Source organism: Kitasatospora sp. NPDC041917 (assembly GCF_055589745.1).
In genome coordinates, this window is record NZ_JBVJBI010000034.1 from 26,770 (window position 1) to 42,928 (window position 16,159).

Annotated in this window: 14 protein-coding genes; 4 read left to right on the forward strand and 10 right to left on the reverse strand. The window is 71.8% G+C overall.

Annotated elements, in window-relative coordinates; translation table 11 throughout:
- Positions 1-37: 37 nt before the first annotated feature.
- Entirely contained in the window at positions 38-550 is a 513-nt protein-coding gene (locus ACZ6EM_RS30610) for a phosphatidylserine decarboxylase (RefSeq protein WP_465773740.1), read from the reverse strand.
- Positions 551-632: 82 nt separating this feature from the next.
- Between ACZ6EM_RS30610 and ACZ6EM_RS30615 the strand changes: the two genes are divergently transcribed.
- Positions 633-1,079: a hypothetical protein gene (locus ACZ6EM_RS30615; protein WP_465773741.1), complete on the forward strand. Its 447-nt coding sequence runs from the start codon at positions 633-635 to the stop codon at positions 1,077-1,079.
- 74 nt (positions 1,080-1,153) lie between these two features.
- Here ACZ6EM_RS30615 and ACZ6EM_RS30620 read toward each other — a convergent pair whose 3' ends face one another.
- The gene (locus ACZ6EM_RS30620) at positions 1,154-1,330 is read right to left on the reverse strand and encodes a hypothetical protein (RefSeq protein WP_465773742.1); all 177 of its coding nucleotides are present in this window, start codon (positions 1,328-1,330) and stop codon (positions 1,154-1,156) included.
- Positions 1,331-1,645: 315 nt separating this feature from the next.
- On the reverse strand, positions 1,646-2,068 hold the full coding sequence (gene panD, locus ACZ6EM_RS30625; RefSeq protein ID WP_401053088.1) for an aspartate 1-decarboxylase: 423 nt from the start codon (positions 2,066-2,068) through the stop codon (positions 1,646-1,648).
- Positions 2,069-2,544: 476 nt separating this feature from the next.
- Here panD and ACZ6EM_RS30630 point away from each other — a divergent pair, with 476 nt between their 5' ends.
- Positions 2,545-3,654 (forward strand): helix-turn-helix transcriptional regulator, encoded by a 1,110-nt coding sequence (locus tag ACZ6EM_RS30630; RefSeq protein WP_401053086.1) that lies wholly within the window; start codon positions 2,545-2,547, stop codon positions 3,652-3,654.
- 13 nt (positions 3,655-3,667) lie between these two features.
- Here the strand turns inward: ACZ6EM_RS30630 and ACZ6EM_RS30635 are convergent, their stop codons facing one another.
- From ACZ6EM_RS30635 to ACZ6EM_RS30660, 6 genes are read right to left on the reverse strand one after another with little or no spacing between them, the layout of a single operon-like run.
- Positions 3,668-6,823, reverse strand: coding sequence for an amidohydrolase family protein (locus tag ACZ6EM_RS30635; protein WP_465773743.1), 3,156 nt, complete (start codon positions 6,821-6,823; stop codon positions 3,668-3,670).
- An 11-nt stretch (positions 6,824-6,834) separates the two neighbouring features.
- Complete coding sequence (locus ACZ6EM_RS30640) at positions 6,835-7,710, reverse strand: N5-glutamine methyltransferase family protein (RefSeq protein ID WP_401043579.1); 876 nt, start codon at positions 7,708-7,710, stop codon at positions 6,835-6,837.
- Positions 7,707-8,957 carry an aminotransferase class I/II-fold pyridoxal phosphate-dependent enzyme gene (locus ACZ6EM_RS30645; protein WP_401043581.1) on the reverse strand — a complete coding sequence of 417 codons (1,251 nt, stop codon included), beginning with the start codon at positions 8,955-8,957 and terminating at the stop codon, positions 7,707-7,709. Before ACZ6EM_RS30645 ends, ACZ6EM_RS30640 begins: the two co-directional genes overlap by 4 nt.
- Positions 8,954-9,850 (reverse strand): prephenate dehydrogenase/arogenate dehydrogenase family protein, encoded by an 897-nt coding sequence (locus ACZ6EM_RS30650; RefSeq protein ID WP_465773744.1) that lies wholly within the window; start codon positions 9,848-9,850, stop codon positions 8,954-8,956. The genes ACZ6EM_RS30645 and ACZ6EM_RS30650 overlap by 4 nt, the downstream gene beginning before the upstream one ends.
- Complete coding sequence (pabB, locus tag ACZ6EM_RS30655; RefSeq protein WP_465773745.1) at positions 9,847-11,958, reverse strand: aminodeoxychorismate synthase component I; 2,112 nt, start codon at positions 11,956-11,958, stop codon at positions 9,847-9,849. Before pabB ends, ACZ6EM_RS30650 begins: the two co-directional genes overlap by 4 nt.
- Positions 11,959-11,995: 37 nt before the next feature.
- Entirely contained in the window at positions 11,996-12,316 is a 321-nt protein-coding gene (locus ACZ6EM_RS30660; RefSeq protein ID WP_465773755.1) for a chorismate mutase family protein, read from the reverse strand.
- A gap of 214 nt (positions 12,317-12,530) precedes the next feature.
- Between ACZ6EM_RS30660 and ACZ6EM_RS30665 the strand changes: the two genes are divergently transcribed.
- Positions 12,531-14,201, forward strand: a complete 1,671-nt coding sequence (locus tag ACZ6EM_RS30665) for a class I adenylate-forming enzyme family protein (protein ID WP_401043589.1) — start codon at positions 12,531-12,533, stop codon at positions 14,199-14,201.
- A gap of 27 nt (positions 14,202-14,228) precedes the next feature.
- Here ACZ6EM_RS30665 and ACZ6EM_RS30670 read toward each other — a convergent pair whose 3' ends face one another.
- Positions 14,229-14,810 carry a GNAT family N-acetyltransferase gene (locus ACZ6EM_RS30670; protein WP_380543862.1) on the reverse strand — a complete coding sequence of 194 codons (582 nt, stop codon included), beginning with the start codon at positions 14,808-14,810 and terminating at the stop codon, positions 14,229-14,231.
- Between the two features lie 107 nt (positions 14,811-14,917).
- Here ACZ6EM_RS30670 and ACZ6EM_RS30675 point away from each other — a divergent pair, with 107 nt between their 5' ends.
- On the forward strand, positions 14,918-16,156 hold the full coding sequence (locus tag ACZ6EM_RS30675; RefSeq protein ID WP_401043592.1) for an MFS transporter: 1,239 nt from the start codon (positions 14,918-14,920) through the stop codon (positions 16,154-16,156).
- Positions 16,157-16,159 lie beyond the last annotated feature (3 nt).

Here is a 16,159-nt window from a genome sequence, read left to right on the forward strand (position 1 = left end):
CTGAAGGCGGCTGCGAGCGGCCCGGCGACCCCGGCCGCTACTTGACGTTGGCGATGGGGGCGTTGGTGGCGAGGCAGACCGTGCCGATGCGAGGAGCGGTGCTCTCGATGAACACCAGGGCCCGGGTGCTGGACGCCGCCGCACCGCCCAGCGACGGCCCCTGGCCGACGGGGCCCGATCCGTCGAGCTCGGCCGTGCCGAACACCAGGCCGGGGACGGTCTCCACGTGCCGCACCACGCCGTCGACCGGTGCGTGCCAGCGGTGGTAGCCGGTGGCGGGGACCAGCAGCTGGAGGACGTCGCCGCCGACGAACCGGTCCGTGCAGGCGCTGTTGTTGAGCGTATCCGCCGGGGAGTGGCTCTGGCCTTTGAGGGTGAACCCGGCGTTCTTCTCGACCTGCCGCTCGTGGCGGATCAGGGTGGCGTCGCCCGGTGCGAGGACGGCGGTGGGGTCGGTGGAGACCGGGCGGGCCTCGGGCTTGACCTTCCGGTGGAAGAAGTCGTTGAACGACGCGAAGCCCCAGTGCTCGGCGCTGCGGTCGGGGATCACGTAGTCGTCGAGCCGGTGGCTTTCGACGGCGTGCGGGGACAGCCAGCCGTTGTCCTCCTCGGTCAGCCACGCACCGCAACAGGTGCTCGACGCCGTGGACCGGCTGGAGGCCGCGCGGGAGCTGTTCGAGCATCCCGGACACCAGCGACTGGATGCCGGTGTCGGTCTCGATCAGCTTCTTGAGGGTCGCGACCGCGGGGCTGTGCGGTTCCCTCCGGTCCCGGGCCCGGTCCGCGAGGTCCGCCAGCCAGGCGTCGACCGCCCGGCGGTCCTTCGGAAGATACCCGGCGACCCGCCCGAACGAGGTGCGGTAGCGGGCGTCGGCCAGGGCGCCGGTGAGGTCACCGAGCATGTCTGTCTCCTTGGCAATCGATCGACCACGTCCAGGTGGAGATCCTCGCGAGTCTCACCTGCGCAACAGGCGAGGAAACACGGTTCGTCGCCAAAGGGACTCGAAAGGATGACGGTGGCCGTCGACGTCACGCACGTCATGGCCGACGTGTCAGTCGGCCTTCGGTACCGCCGGTGACGGGGCAGAGTCGTTGAATGAACGGAGCGGGGTGCGGCATCGCCGTCTCCGTACTGCCGAGAGGCAGGGCGGGCTCAGTGAACGGTGAGGTGCACGGCCGAGGAGGCCGGCTCGACCGGGCTGAGGTTGTTGGAGAGCATCGCCCCCAGGCCGCGCTCGTGGAGGATCGCGGCGGCCAGGCCGTGGGCGAGGAGCTGGTGGTGGGCGGCGAAGATGTCCCGGACGGACGGCCCGCGGCCGTCCTCCTCCACCGCCCCCTAGATCTGGTAGGCGGCGGTGGCGGCACCCCAGCGGAACCCCGCCGGCAGGTCGAAGCGGTCGGGCATGACAGCCTCCTGACGAGAACATGAGGGGCTGTCATATTACTGACGCCGCGCCGGAACACCAGCGAGGGCGACCCCGGACTTCGGCGGTCGGACCCCTATGCGGCCGGAGTCGTTCGCGGCGGCCGACCGGTGCCGACCGGTGCCGACCCGGGTCGAGCCGGGGCGATCGCGGCGCACGCGATCGCCCCGGCCCGGCCGCCGTGGCGAAATCCCATGGAACCGTTGTGCGGTGACCCAGGCTCAGTTCCCGGTCGCGAGGGTGTCACCGCGGACCAGGCCGGATTCCGCCGGCACGTCGGCCGGATCGGAGCCCTCGTGCAGGATCCGGTTGTTCTCGTCGACGAAGACCACCCGGGGTTCGAGCTTGCCGAGTTCGTCCTGGTGCACCTGCGCGTAGGCGATGATGATCACAAGGTCGCCGACGCCGATGAGCCGGGCGGCGGCGCCGTTGATGCCGATCACACCGCTGCCGCGCGGCCCCTCGATCACATAGGTGGACAGCCGTTGCCCGTTGTTGATGTCGACGATGTCGACCTTCTCGCCGGCCACCAGGTCGGCGGCCTCCATCAGGTCGGCGCAGATGGTCAGCGAGCCGACGTAGTGCAGGTCGGCCTGCGTCACCGTGGCCCGGTGGATCTTCGACCGCATCAGGGTGCGATACATGACTGCTCCTTCTTTGACAGGGTGTACTGGCACCGCGACGCCCTCGGCGAACACGGGAGACCTCTCCGGGGCCCCGGCTGACGCTCCGTCACGATCAGGGCTCCGCGGCGGGAAGTGCGGTGGTCAGGGGTCACAAATGCGGGTTGACGCGTTCGCGGCGTGATGTGACCATCGAACGGGTTCACGCCCGGGGACACCGTGGCGGGCGGGAATCGTTGGGGAGGTTCTGCTCGCGTCCGGGGAATCGCCCTCGGCACTGTGACCTGTCCGCGCGCTGCCACCGGGATCGCCGTCGAGTCCGGTTCGAGCAGGCCGTGACGTGGTGCCGATCGGACACCCGTCGACGGCAGGGAGGCGCCTTCGCGCGCGGTCAGCGAGTGATATCTGCACAAGGGGGAAAAATGATCGCTGCCTTGACGGATTCTCGACAACTCGGTGAGTCCGAGCACCGCGTGCTCGATGCGTACCGCGCCAGAATGAGCGACGCGGACGTCATGCTGGACGTTCCGGCGGGCCACGACCGCTCGCTCACCGGGCTGCTGGTCGCCGGTCACGCGCTCGAACGGGGACGCAGCGTGGCCTACCTGACCGACGACAGCGACCGGGTGCTCTCGCACGCGAGCGTGCTGCCGGAGCTGCCGGCGGTGCGCCGGCTGCACGGGCAGAGTTCGCTGAGCGACATCGTCGCCTACTACAACGCGCAGGCGCTGGGCGTCATGGACTTCGCCACCTACTTCAACACGAGCCCCAAGGTCGAGCTGGCCGAGGTGGTGGTGTTCGACGACTGGCACACGGCGTGCGAGATGGTCGGAAGCCTGTTCACGCTGCGGGTGGACCGCCGGCTGCAGCGCCGGGCCTACGACGGCATCTGCGACCTCGCGCTGTCGCTCGGGGACGAGAGCTACGCCACGGTGGCGCGGATGCGGCACGAGGGCGCCGACAGCCTGCTCTCGCCGCGGCAGCTCGACCTGGCGGACTGGGCACGGATCGCCGACCGGGCCGCCGAGGTGCTCACCCCGGAACTGTGCACGGAGGACGACAGGTTCACCTGGCCGCGGCTGCAGCCCTGGCTGCACCAGTGCCGGGTGCTGATCGCGCCCGCCGGTGTCGAGATCCGTCCCCCGCACCAGCTCATCCGGACGCTGCCCGGCTACCGCCACGCCGACCAGCGGGTCTTCCTCACGCGGCAACCGGTCGAGTCGACGGTCGAGCCCGCGAAGGTCGGACGGGACCTGCGACTGCCGGACACCGACCGGCTCACGCTCTCGCCGAACATGCGGGCCGCCGTGGCCTACCTGCGGGGGAACTACGCGGACAGCGGTCTGACACTCGGTCGCGTCGCGCGCAGTGCGTACATGAGCCAATATCACTTCTCCCGCCGCTTCAAGCAGGAGACCGGCTGGCGGTTCATCGACTTCGTCACCGCGCTGCGGCTGACCGAGGCCGGACACCTGCTGCGCAACACCACCATGTCGATCACCGATGTCTCCCGTACGGTCGGCTATCAGGAACTGAGTCACTTCCAGCGCACGTTCAAGAAGTGGTTGGGCACCTCCGCGTCGGGCTACCGGGGCGTGTCCCGGTAGCCCGACCGCACGGTCAGTGCTGGCAGCACTGGCGCATGCTCCACTCCGGACGGTGCCAGTAGTGAGCGGGGTCCTGCGAGGCCGACGGCGCGGCCGGGCGAACGGTCACGACGGCCGCCCCGGCCGCCTCCGCCGCCTTGGCCGCCTTGGCCGGCCGGAACGGCGCGAGGATCTCCGGCACCGTGCGGGTGACGCCGGCCACCATCACCGACCGCACCGCGGCCGCGGCGCGGATGTCGGTCAGCGGGTCGCCCTCGACCATGACCAGGTCGGCGATCCTCCCCGGCGCCACCGCGCCCAGCTGGTCGCCGTAGCCCAGCGCCCTGGCGGCGTTGCCGGTCGCGGTCATCAGCGCCTCGCGCGGGGTGAACCCGTACTTCACCAGCACGCGCAGGTTCTGGTGCGCGCTGACGCCGATGTCGTCCAGCGGCGCGTCGGTGCCGAAGACGACCAGGCCGCCCCCGCGGTGCACCCGCAGCAGCGCGTCCACCATGCCCTTGGTGATCCGCTGGTCGAGCTCGCTCTCCGGACCCGGCTGCGCGGCGCCGTCGGCCTTGGCCACCAGGCGCCGGTAGTCCCAGTCCGGGAACAGCACCTTGGTGCGCTCGTCCTCCACCAGCGACCGGTCGCCGGCGTACAGCTCGCTGGCGAAGATCATGGTCGACGACACCCACATGCCGCTGGCCACGAGCAGGTCCACCGCGTCCTGCGACATGCGGAAACCGGCGTAGCTCAGCGTGCGCGAGTAGTTCAGCCGATGGCCGCCACCGGGGTGCTCCATGCCGTCCAGGCCGGTGTGCGCCGCCGGGTACAGATAGTGCGAGGTGACCGGCACGCCCATCGCGTGCGCCCTGGCCACGATGCGCTGCTCGAAGGCCACCGGCATCCGCATGTACGACTTGATCTGGTCGTAGTCCAGCCCTTCGGCGCGGTCCAGTTCCCGCTCCAGCTGCTGGGCGGAGTGGACCGGCCGCATGCAGTTGTAGAAGGCCCGGCTGCCGTCCAGGGCCTGTCCCGAGCCGAGGTAGCGGGGGCCGACCCTGGTGCCGGCCTCCATCGCCTCCCGGTTCTCCACCATCTGGTATGCGAGGTCACCGGGCGACTTGCTCGTGGTCACGCCGTAGGACAGCCACAGCCGCCCCTGCCGGTCGCCCCACTGCTTGCCGCGCATGTTCCAGTGGTTGTGGGTGTCGATCAGGCCGGGCATCACCGTCAGCCCGGAGGCGTCCACGATCCGCGCGCCGCTGGGCACGCCGCCGCCCCTGGGCAGCACCGCCTCGATCGTCGCGCCGCGCACCACGATGTCGACGTCGCGGCGCAGTTGCTCGCAGGAACCGTCCCAGAGCGCGCCCGCGCGCACGACCGTGGGCTCGCTGACCCGTACCGGACGGTAGGTGAGGTCGGCGGTGATCGTGCGGGCCGCGCCGCCGTCGGGCCCGACGGTGCGCAGCACGCCGTTGCACAGGTAGACGACGGTGCCGTCCGCGCTGATCGACAGCGAGTCGGTGACCTCGTCGGTCAGCTGCTGCGGCTCGCCGGTGATGGTGCCGTCGGCGGCCACCGGGACCCGCCAGGCGAGGCTCTCCGCGCCGAACACCAGGTGCCGGCCGTCGGAGGTCCACAGCGGGCCGTCGTTGTCGCGGGTGCTGATCGACCGGTCCGGCGCGATCTCCTGGTACCGGACCTTGTTGTCGGCCAGGTCCACGGTCAGCACCTGGTTGTTGCCGTTCGAGGTTCGCTTGGAGTACGGCATCAGCGCGGCCAGCGCGATCCTGCCGCCGTCCGGCGACCAGGTCGGCCGGCCCGGCTGGTAGAGCGCGGGCAGCACCTGGCGCACCGAGCGGTCGGCGACGTCGAACACCCAGGTCTGACCGGACTCGTCCTGGTAGGCGATCTTCGCGCCGTCCGGGGAGAACCGCGGCGCGAGCTGGCCGCCGGGCAGATCGGTGAGCCGGTCGGAGCGCCCGGTCGCCAGGTCCAGCCGCCACAGGTTGGCGGTGCCGGCGCGGTCGCTGACGTAGACCAGGGACCTGCCGTCGGGCGCGAAGTCCGGATCGGCCGCGAAGAACCCGTCGTCCACGACCTTGCGGGGCCTGCCGCCGATCGGCAGCAGCCACAGCGCGTTCAGCGCGCGGAACGCCACCTGCTTGCCGTCCCGCGACACCGCGGGGTCGGCCATGCCCTTCGCCCGGCGCGACGCGTCCGACACGAGGTTCCGCCGCTTGCGCTGGTAGTTCCGCGCCGAGTACGGCAGTTCGGCGGTGAACGGGATCTCCCGCACGGCCCCGGAGAGCGAGCGGCGGCGCAGCCGGCCGCCGGAGCTGTAGACGAACTCCTGCGCCGAGGTCCACGACACCGGCAGCGGCGGCAGGTCCTCGCCGGTCACGATCGCCTTGGCCCCGAGCATCATCGTGGTCCCGGTGCCGCCCGCGCTCAGGTAGCTGACCTGGCCGTCCGGTGCGTAGACCGGCGAGGACACCATGGCGTCGCCGGGTACGCCGGGCAGTTGCCTGCGCAGGCCCGAACCCAGGTCCAACTCCTCGATGGCGCCGTCACCGACGACGTAGGCGAGCTTCGTGCCGTCCGGGGACCACACCGGGGCCGCGTGCACCTCGTCGGCGTCGGTGACGGCGCGCTGCTGCCCGCTCGCGAGGTCCAGCACCCAGATCCGGCTGACGTGGTCGCGGTCGGAGGCGAACGCCACCTGCTTGCCGTCGGGCGAGAAGCGCGGCTCCAGGTCGAAGCCCCAGCCGGTGGTGAGCCGGGTGAGCCCGGTGCCGTCGGCGTTGATCGTCCACACGTCGTAGGCGGTGTCGAGGAAGGACTGGAACACGATCCGGCGCCCGTCGGGCGACCAGTGCGGCCGGGTCGCGTCGTGCTCCTCCGGCGTGATCCGCTGGGCCCGGCCGCCCGCGGCCGGCAGCAGCCAGATGCCGCCGGCGATGTCCACCGCGAGCCGGCGGCCGTCGGGGGACACCGCGACCCCGACGTTGGCGCTGTCCCGCACGGTCACGCTGCTCTCACCGGGACGGCCGTTCGGCTGCGGCGTCTGCGCGGACGCGGGCACCGCGCCGGCGGTCAGCCACAGCGCGCCCGCGCCCGCGACGACCGCGCCGCCGCGCAGCACCTGCCGGCGGGAGAGCCTCTCGGATGGTGACGTGTGTTCCATGGTCTTCCTCGTTACTTTCTGCGCGCGGTGGTGTACCGGGGGGTGCCCCAGTGGTCCACGCCGTAGCTGATGCCGGTGAAGGCGTCCTGTTCCCGCAGCAGGGACATGACCACGTCGGCCTGCTCGTCGTCGTGTTCGATCGCGACGCCGCCGCCGGAACGCAGCAGCCGGGTGGCGGCCGCCACCACCGCGCGGATCACGACCAGTCCGTCCTGGCCGCCGAACAGCGCGGGCCACGGCTGGTGCTCCTGCCATTCCGGCGGCAGCACGACGCCGTCCACCACGAACGGCGGATTGGCCAGCAGCAGGTCCACCGTGCCGTCCAGGTCGGCGAACATCGCGGCGTCGGTGACATTGCCGGCGTGCAGGATGATCGGGGTGTCGCCGAGTTCCGCCTGCCGTGCGGCGTTGCGGCGCGCCCAGGTCAGGGCCACCGGGTCGAGCTCGATGGCGTGCACGGTCGCGTCCGGCCGGGCGTGCGCGACCGCCAGGGCGATCGCCGCCGATCCGGTGCACAGGTCCACCGCGAGCGGCTTGGACACCCCGCTCACCACGTCCAGCCCCCAGGCCAGCAGCGGCTCGGTGTGCTTGCGGGGCACGAAGACGCCCGGACCCACCGCGACCTCGACACCGCCGAGCACGGCACGGCCGGTCAGGTACTCCACCGGCGTGCGGTCGGCCCGGCGGGCGACCAGCTCCCGCAGCCGGGCCAGATCCTCCCGGCCGAGCGTGGCGTCGAGGGGCAGCCGCTCCACGGCGCGGCCCAGCACGTACTCGGCCAGCTTCTCGGCGTCCCCGCGCGGCTGCCAGGCGCCGGCCTCGGCGAGGGTCTTCTCGGCGTCCGTCAGGAACGCACCCAGCGTCGGTTCACCAGTCTCGGCGGTCATCCGTTCCGGACTCCTTCCAGGATGTTCGCGGCCGTCTCCAGATGGCCGCGTTCGTGCAGCGAGGACAGGGCGAAGCGGATCAGACCGGTGCCCTTGGCCACGGTGGGGAAGAAGGCCGGCAGGATGAGCACCCCGGCCTCCTTCAGCGTGGTGGCCGCGCGGAAGGCCGCCTCCTCGGTGTCGAAGTGCGCACCGCGCACCGGGGACCGCAGACCGGCGTTGACGAGCCGGTTGCCGGTCAGCTCGTCGAACACCTCGGTGTTGCGCCACAGCCGCTCCTGCAACGCGGCGACCTCGCCGTCGAGGTGCAGCCGGGCCGAGGCGACGTTCGCGGCCAGCATCGGCAGCATGATCGAGTGCCCGAAGACCAGCGGGTTCGCGAACTTGCGCAGCACACGCACGTCGTCCTCGCTCGGCACCACCGCGAACCCGCCGCAGCCGCCGAACGCCTTGGACAGCGAGCCGGCGATGACCACGTTGGGCGGCAGCCGGTCGCCGAGCGCCTCGAAGGCGTAGCCGGCGCCGTGCTCGCCCGCGACGGAGATGCCGTGCGCGTCGTCGATGTAGAGGTGTCCCCCGTGGGGCGCCAGCGCCTCCAGGATCCCGGCGACGTCGATCAGACCGCCCATCGAGCCGACGCCGTCGATCAGCACGATCGGCGTGCGCCCGTCGCGACGGGCGTCGCGCAGCGCGGACTCCAGCGAGTCGGGCGTCTCCAGGTCGAACCGGCGCGCGGGGCCGATCTGGTCGAGGACCCCCCGCAGCACCTGCATCGAGGAGTGCGCGGTCCGGTCCACCAGGAAGGTCGCGCCGCCGGGCGCGATCGGGTAGCTGGGCAGCGCGCCGGCGCCGAGCAGCGGCAGCAGGCCCAGGTGGACGGTTCCGACGGAGGTGAAGGGGACGACCTTGTTGCCGCGGTACACCGTGGAGAGCAGGTCCTCCAACTCGCCGAGGTAGTGCGGGCGCATCCGGTTGCGGGAGGTCGACAGGTGCACGCCGAAGCGGCGCAGCGCCTCCTCGGCGGCCGTCACCAGCGCGGGGTGCTCCTCCAGACCCAGGTAGGAGCAGGACACGAACTCCAGCGCCTCGGTGCCGTCCGCCAGGCAGACCACCTTGCCGGGCTTGCGGCCGGTGACCACGTGCCCGGTCAGGCCTTGCTCGAACGCCACGTCCAGGGAGTCGGACGTCTTGTTGATGCGGGACTCGACCCAGTTGGCGGGCTGTGTCTCCTGCTGCGGATGGATCATGTCGCCTCGATTCGGGTGGACGCGGACAGGGCGTCGAACAGGTGGGCGCAGGTGTCGCGGTGCTCGTCCAGGGCGGTGCCGAAGAGGGCGCGCAGCCGGCCCTGCGCCGCGGCGAACCCGGCTTCGTCGCCGCCGTCGATCAGGTCGGCCAGTCGGCGCACGGACGCGGCCAGCGCACCGCGGGCCCGCGCGGCGTCGGGATTGGCGACCTGGATGTCCCAGTACACCTCCGGTGTCCCGGAGGCGATCCTGGCCAGCAGGGCCAGCATGGTCGCGTGCGGCGGCGGGGCGATCACGCCGAGTTCGCCGATGTCGGTGCCGAGTTCCTCCAGCGCCAGCCCGAAACCGAGCACGCTGGCGTGGGTGAGCACCTGCGCGGCGGCGGTGAGCCGGTCGTGCCGCTCGGCGTCGAGCAGCACCGGTCGGCCGCCCCACTCGGCGAGCAGCCGCAGCAGTTCGGCCGCGGCCGGCCCGTCGTGCACCACGACGGTGGCGACCGGCTTGCCGGGCATGCCCAGGGCCGGCGCGAACATCGGGTTCAGGCTGACGGCCTGCACGCCTTCGACGCCCTGGAGCGCGGTCACCACGGCGTCCTTCACGGACAGTGTGTCCACCAGCAGCGTACCGGGACGCAGGTGCGGAGCGATGAGCGGGATCGCGGCCAGCCCCGTGCGCTCGGGCACCGCCAGCAGCACCAGGTCCGCCGTGCCCAGCTCCGCGACCAGGGCGTCACCGGGCGAGGTGATGTCCCCGGCGAGGTCGCCACCGGCCGGGTCCACCACGACGACCTCGGCGCCCGAACCGGCCAGCAGCGAGGCGAACATGCCGCCGACCGCGCCGGCGCCGCCCGCCACCAGACAACGCCGCAGCGACCGAACTCCGGCCCCGCTCATGCCAGTCCTCCCAGTGCGGGGCGCAGCGCCGTCGCCGCGACCGCGGTGAGCACCGCGCGCGATTTCACCACGGTCTCCTCGTACTCCTCGTCGGGGTCCGACAGCGCCACGATCGCGCCGCCGACGCCGAAGCTCATCCCTTCGTCGGTGGCGACCAGGGTCCGTATCACGATGCTCAGATCCGCGGCGCCGGACAGGGCGAACCAGCCCAGCGAACCGCTGTAGACGCCGCGCGGCCCCTCCTCCAGCCGGTCGATGATCTCCATCGTGCGCACCTTCGGCGCACCGGTCATGGAGCCGCCGGGGAACGCCGCGCGCACGCAGCCGACCGCGCTCTCCTCCGCCCGCAGCGTGCCGCGGACGGTGGAGACCAGCTGGTGCACCGGCGCGTACGTCTCCACGTCGAACAGCACCGGGACGTGCACCGAGCCGATCTCGCACACCGTGTTCAGGTCGTTGCGCACCAGGTCGACGATCATCAGGTTCTCCGCGCGGTCCTTCTCGTGCGTGGAGAGGTCCAGCTTGAGCAGCTCGTCCTGGTCGGGAGTGCCGCCGCGGGGCCGGGTTCCCTTGATGGGCTTGGACTCCACGACGCCGTCGGCGCCGATCCGCAGGAACCGCTCCGGCGACGCGCTGAGCACCGCGACCTCGGCGAAGTCCAGGAAGGCCCCGTAGGGCACCGGGCTGATCCGGCGCAGCCGGGAGTAGGTGTGCCGGGGATCGATCTTCTCGTCCACGGTGACCGTGTTGGTCAGGCAGATCTCGTAGGACTCGCCGAGCCGGATCTCGTCGAGGCAGTCCTCGATCCGCTTGAGGTAGCCCTCGCGGTCGTGGCGCGGACGGGCGGTCTCCCAGCCGGCCATGTCGGCGGCCTCGGCGCCGGCCAGCACACCCGTCCGGCCCGAATCGTCCACGGCGGACCCGTCGAGCCGGGACAGCCGAGCCGCCGTCCCGTCCAGCCAGTCGAGCGCGGCCGCCTCGTGCTCCGGTGTGCTCAACGCCAGCAGGTACGACCGGTGTTCCACGTGGTCGACGACCAGCGCGCGGTCGGCGAACAGCAGAGCGGCGTCGGGGGTGTCGGCCCGGTGTGCCCGGGAGCCACCGGTCTCGGCCTTCAACTCGTAGCCCAGGTAACCGACGTAGCCCAGGTTGAAGTCGAACGGCAGACCGTCCGGTGTCGGCAGCGACCGCGCGGCCAGACTGTCCTGGAGGTAGCCGAAGAAGTCCCGGTGGACCTCCTCGACCCGGCCGTCCGCGTGGGTGACGGTGACCAGCCGCCGGCCGACGTCGTAGGAGACGTACTCGGCCAGCGGTCCGCTGTCGTCGCCCATGATCGAGAACCGCGAGCGTTCGTGGCGGGTCTCGCTGCTGTCCAGCCAGAAGCTGCGGGTGGAGCCGGAGAACAGTTCCCGGTGCGCCGCGTCCGGGTCCGGCTCGTGCGCCGCCTCGCGCACGTGCAGGCGCAGATCCGGCGAGGCGTCAGCGGGCGCCGGCCGCACGGCCGGTGGAGGCGGGGCGACGGCCGGAGCGGGGCGCGCGTCCATCGCGAGGTCGCGGAAGTTCGCCAGCAGCAGCCTGCCGTGCTCGCTGCTGATGGATTCGGGGTGGAACTGGACGCCCCACAGCGGGTCCGTCCGGTGGCGCAGGCCCATCAGCACGCCGTCCTCGGTCCACGCGGTGCGTTCGAGCACCTCGGGCAGGTCGGTGACGGTCAGCGAGTGGTAGCGCACCACCGAGAACGGCGTGGGCAGCCCGGCGAAGACGCCGTCGCCGGTGTGGTGCACCAGCGAGCTGCGGCCGTGCATGGGTTCGGGCGCGAGGCCGACCGTGCCGCCGAACAGGTTCGCGATGCCCTGGTGGCCGAGGCACACGCCGAGCACCGGCCGTCCCGAGTCGAGGACGGCGCGGGAGCTGATGCCGAAGTCACGGGCCCGGTCGGGCCGGCCGGGCCCGGGGGACACCACGATGCCGTCGAACTCGGCCATCCGCTCCGCCGGGAATTCGGCGTCGTTGCGCACCACGACCGGCGCCCGGCCGGTCACCTCGCCGAGCAGCTGGTACAGGTTGTAGGTGAACGAGTCGTAGTTGTCGATCAGCAACATCCGCATTGCCCGGTCTGTCCTTCCTTCAGTGTGGCCGTGGTGCCTAGCTCGCCGGGGTGTTGCCCATGACCAGGTCCTCGACCCGGCAGGTCTCGGCGATGATCAGGTCGTACAGCCGGCGCAGGAAGTCCTGGTCGATCCCGTTGCGCTCGCCGTACCGCGCGGCCCGCTCCTGCACGATGCCGATGCGGTGCGGCTGCATCATCGGGACGCCGTGCTCCCTCTTGTGGTGGGCGACGCGCACACAGACGTCGATCCGGTCGCGCAGCACGTCCAGCAGACGGGCGTCGATGCCGTCCAGTTCGCCCCGCAGTTCCTCGAGTCGACGGTCCGCTCCGCCGGATCGTGCCGCCGAATCCCCCATGGTCACCTGGAATCTCCTCGTGATCGTCTCGCCCACCGAAGGGCTCTTCCAGATGTACCTGCCAACGGCGGTCCGCAGGAGCCCGCGCGGCGGTTGCGGCAACAAACGCGGTCTCGCGCAACAACCGAGGTCCACATGCGCAAGAAAGACCTTGTCGCTTCCGGCACGTCCACGGACGATCGGTTCCCGGAAACCATCACCGGAAGGCGCGCCGATGACCTTGTCCGCTCGAACCCTGCTGTCCGCCGAGTCACGTGCGAAGCTCGCCGCGGATCCCCGTCTCGGGGGCGGGAACGTCCTGGAGTCGGCGCTGGCCGTCAGCCCGAACCCGGACCTGCCGTTCATCGCCACCGGCCGGCCGGTCGCCACCTGCGACGGCGGGACGACGACCGAGTTCAGCCTCCGCGGGCTGGACCGGCTCGTGCAGAGCTGGTCGGTCTGGTACCTCGACCGGGGCGTGCGGCCCCGGGACCGGGTCGCGGTCCACATCGAGGACTCCTTCGCGTACTCGGTTCACCTGCACGCGCTGGCGACCATCGGCGCGATCGCGGTGCTGATCAACAGCAAGGCCCCCAAGGAGAACGCGCTCGAACTGATCCGGCGCACCGAGCCGGTCGGCGTGTACACGACCCGCGGCCGGCGCGACCTCCTCGGCCCCGAGCTCGCCGAACTGCCGGGCTCGCGCTGGGTCGTCCTGGCCGAGGACGTGCCCGCGCCGCCCCAGGCCGAGCTGGCCGCCGCCGCGCGGTTCCGGCACGCGCCCGACGACCCGGTCTCGATCCTGCATTCCTCGGGCACCACGGGCTTCCCCAAGCCGGTGGTGCAGACGCACGCGTCCAGCGTCGCCGGCCCGCGGTTCCGGCTCACCGACTACCTGGACTCGCCCGACGACCTGATGATGGCCGCGCAGCCGCAGTCGCACCTGGGCTCGGTGGTGTACGTCAACTACGCCGTCCTGGCCGGCACGCCCATGGTCGCCCACTACGACCCCACCGGCGCCGACCTGGTCGACGCCATCCGCCGGTACCGGCCGACCACGGTGATGGCCTTCGCGCACGCGTTCACGGAACTGGCCGACGTCGAGGTCGCCGACGGCGCGGTCGACTCGGTGGACAGCTGGGTGACCATGGGCGACGCCATCCACGAGGCCCACCTCAAGGCCATCCTGGGCAAGCGCGACCCCGAGCTGCCCTCCGCGGTGTTCTACGACCGCTTCGGCGCCACCGAACTGGGCTGGGGCCTGATGGTGCAGCCGCGCTCGCTGGCCTCACAGCGCAACGACCGCTGCATCGGCCGTCCCGACGCGCTGTCCGAGGTCGTCGTGCTGCGCCGGGACGGCACCGCGGCCGACCGCGGCGAGATCGGACTGCTGGGCGCCAAGGGCCCCACCATCACCGCGGGGTACTGGAACGACTCCGACACCACCTACCGCAGCCGGCTGTCCGGGTACTGGCTGTCCGGCGACCTGGCGTACCAGGACGAGGCCGGCGACTTCTACCAGGTGGACCGGGCGGTGGACACCATCGAGACCGCGGCGGGCCCCGCGCACTCGGTGCAGATGGAGGAACTCCTGCTCAACGAGCTGCCGGTGATCGTGGACTGCACGGTCGTGGCCGGCCGGCACGGCGGGAACACGGTCGCGGTGGCACTGGTCGCCGCCCACGGCGAGCACCTCGACCCGTCGCAGCTGCTCGCCTCGGCCAACACCGTGCTCGGCGCGGCCGGCCACCCCACGCTGGCCGTGCTCGAACTGACCCGCTCCGTCACCGACATCCCGCAGGGCGTCACCGGCAAGGTGCTCAAGCGTCAGCTCCGTGAACGCTACGACACGCTCGCGGACTACCTCCGCGCGAGCGACCCCGCCGCGGTGGCCACCACCCTCTAGGCGGGCGACCACCACGACGTGCGGACGTCATCCCCGGGCGACCGGAGTTCCCTCGGCGATGACGTCCGCGCCGGCCCACTCGGTGCCCAGCATCGCGTACACGGCCAGGTCCGCCCGCTGCCCCTTGAGCATCTCGCCCTGCACGAAGAACGCCTCCCGACGCATGCCGAGACGCTCCATCAGCCGCATCGACGAAACGTTGTTCCCGTTGCACATGCCGACCACCCGGTGGAAGCCGTACCGCTCGAACGCCAGCCGCAGCACCTCGCGGCCGGCTTCGGTGGCGTACCCGCGGCCGCCGTGGTCGGGGTTCATCACGAAACCGATCTCGGCGCGGCCCAGTTCGGCGCTCAGCCAGTCCAGGTTGAACTCGCCGATGAGCCGGCCGGACTCGCGCAGCTCCACCGCGACGGCCAGGTTGTCGCCCTCCCCGGCCAGCTCGGACTCCGAGATCCTGGTGGCCAGCGCGGTGCGCGTCTCCTCGCGGGTGCGGGCGTCCCACAGCAGGTACCGGGTCACGTCCGGACGGCGCTGGATGTCGTGCAGGTCGTCGATATCCGCCTCGGTGAAGGAACGCAGCACCAGCCGGTCAGTGACAACAGGATCCACGGGTGAGACTCCGAATTGGATTATTCGATGAATGGTCCAGCGGATACTAGCATCCGAAAATCGGCATTTAGGGGAATCGTGAACACTTTGTTCCGCGGAGTACGCCGGTGATCCGTCGCCTGCCGTTGTTCGCACTCGTCGCCGCGTGCGGCGTGTCCTCGTGCGGCGCGACGATGACGATGATCGCCCTTCCCTGGTTCGTGCTGTCAAGAACCGGCAGCGGCCTCCAGACCGGGGCCGTGGCCGCCGCCGAAACGCTCGGGCTGGTCCTCTCGGTGGTGCTGGTCGGCCCGCTGCTGGACCGGTACGGCGCGTGGCGCGGCAGCATCATGGCCGACCTGGCGGCCTCCGTCGCGGTGCTCGCGATCCCGGCCGCGGAGGCACTGGACCTGCTGTCGCTGCCGGTGCTCGTGGTCCTGGTGTTCGGGATCGGCGCCGGTCGAGCGCCCTCCCGCAGCGCCAAACAGGTGCTGCTGCCCGCCGTCCTGGCCGCGACCGGCGTCCGCGTCGAGCGGGGCACCAGCGCGGAGGAGTCCGCGTTGCGCACCGGAGACCTGCTCGGCGCGCCGCTCGGCGGCATTCTGATCGGGCTGATCGGACCCACCTGGGTCCTACTGGCCGACGGCGCGGCGCTGCTCACCGCGGCGGCGCTGGTGGGCCTCCTGGTCCGGCCCGCGGCCGCCGCCGGGCGTGAGCCGGCCGGCGGCGCGCACGGCTACCTGCGGGAGCTCAAGCAGGCCGCCGAGCACTTCCGGCGCGACCGGTTGCTGCTGGTCATCGGCGTGCAGTGCGCGGCCTTGAACGCCCTCACCGTCGGGCTGCTCTCGGTGCTGCTGCCCGCCTACGGACTGACCGTGTGGCACGACAGCACGCTGGTCGGCGTGCTGATCGCCGCGTCCAGCGGCGCCAGCATCCTGGGCACGGCGCTGTACGGCTGGCTGGGCGACGGCGGCCGTCGGTGGCGGGTGTTCGCGATCTGCTCCCTGGTCTCCGGCGCGCCCGTCTTCCTGGCCGTGGCGGCCGACCCGCACCCGGTGCTGCTGGTGCTGGTGGTCTCGGCCTGCATGATGGCGAACGGCCCGATCAACCCGGTGATCGCCGCGGTCAAGTACGCCCGGGTGCCCGAGGGGCTGCGCGGCCGGGTGTTCGCGGCGTTCCACGCCTCGGCCAACGCGGCCATGCCGCTGGGACTGCTGCTGGCCGGGGTGCTGCTGGACGCGGTCGGGCCGACCGCCGCGGTGCTCGTGCTCGGCGGGCTCTGCCTGCTCGTTTCGCTGTGGCCGTTCGTGTTCCGGGTTTGGCGGGAGTTGGACGAACCGGAACGCCTCCCGTCGAGGGTCGGATAATTC

Coding starts and splice junctions, on each gene's coding strand:
- panD (WP_401053088.1), bottom strand. CDS start 2,068: ATGTATCGCACCCTGATGCGGTCGAAGATCCACCGGGCCACGGTGACG.
- ACZ6EM_RS30640 (WP_401043579.1), bottom strand. CDS start 7,710: ATGACCGCCGAGACTGGTGAACCGACGCTGGGTGCGTTCCTGACGGAC.
- pabB (WP_465773745.1), bottom strand. CDS start 11,958: ATGCGGATGTTGCTGATCGACAACTACGACTCGTTCACCTACAACCTG.
- ACZ6EM_RS30630 (WP_401053086.1), top strand. CDS start 2,545: ATGAGCGACGCGGACGTCATGCTGGACGTTCCGGCGGGCCACGACCGC.
- ACZ6EM_RS30660 (WP_465773755.1), bottom strand. CDS start 12,316: ATGGGGGATTCGGCGGCACGATCCGGCGGAGCGGACCGTCGACTCGAG.
- ACZ6EM_RS30645 (WP_401043581.1), bottom strand. CDS start 8,957: ATGATCCATCCGCAGCAGGAGACACAGCCCGCCAACTGGGTCGAGTCC.
- ACZ6EM_RS30635 (WP_465773743.1), bottom strand. CDS start 6,823: ATGGAACACACGTCACCATCCGAGAGGCTCTCCCGCCGGCAGGTGCTG.
- ACZ6EM_RS30665 (WP_401043589.1), top strand. CDS start 12,531: ATGACCTTGTCCGCTCGAACCCTGCTGTCCGCCGAGTCACGTGCGAAG.
- ACZ6EM_RS30650 (WP_465773744.1), bottom strand. CDS start 9,850: ATGAGCGGGGCCGGAGTTCGGTCGCTGCGGCGTTGTCTGGTGGCGGGC.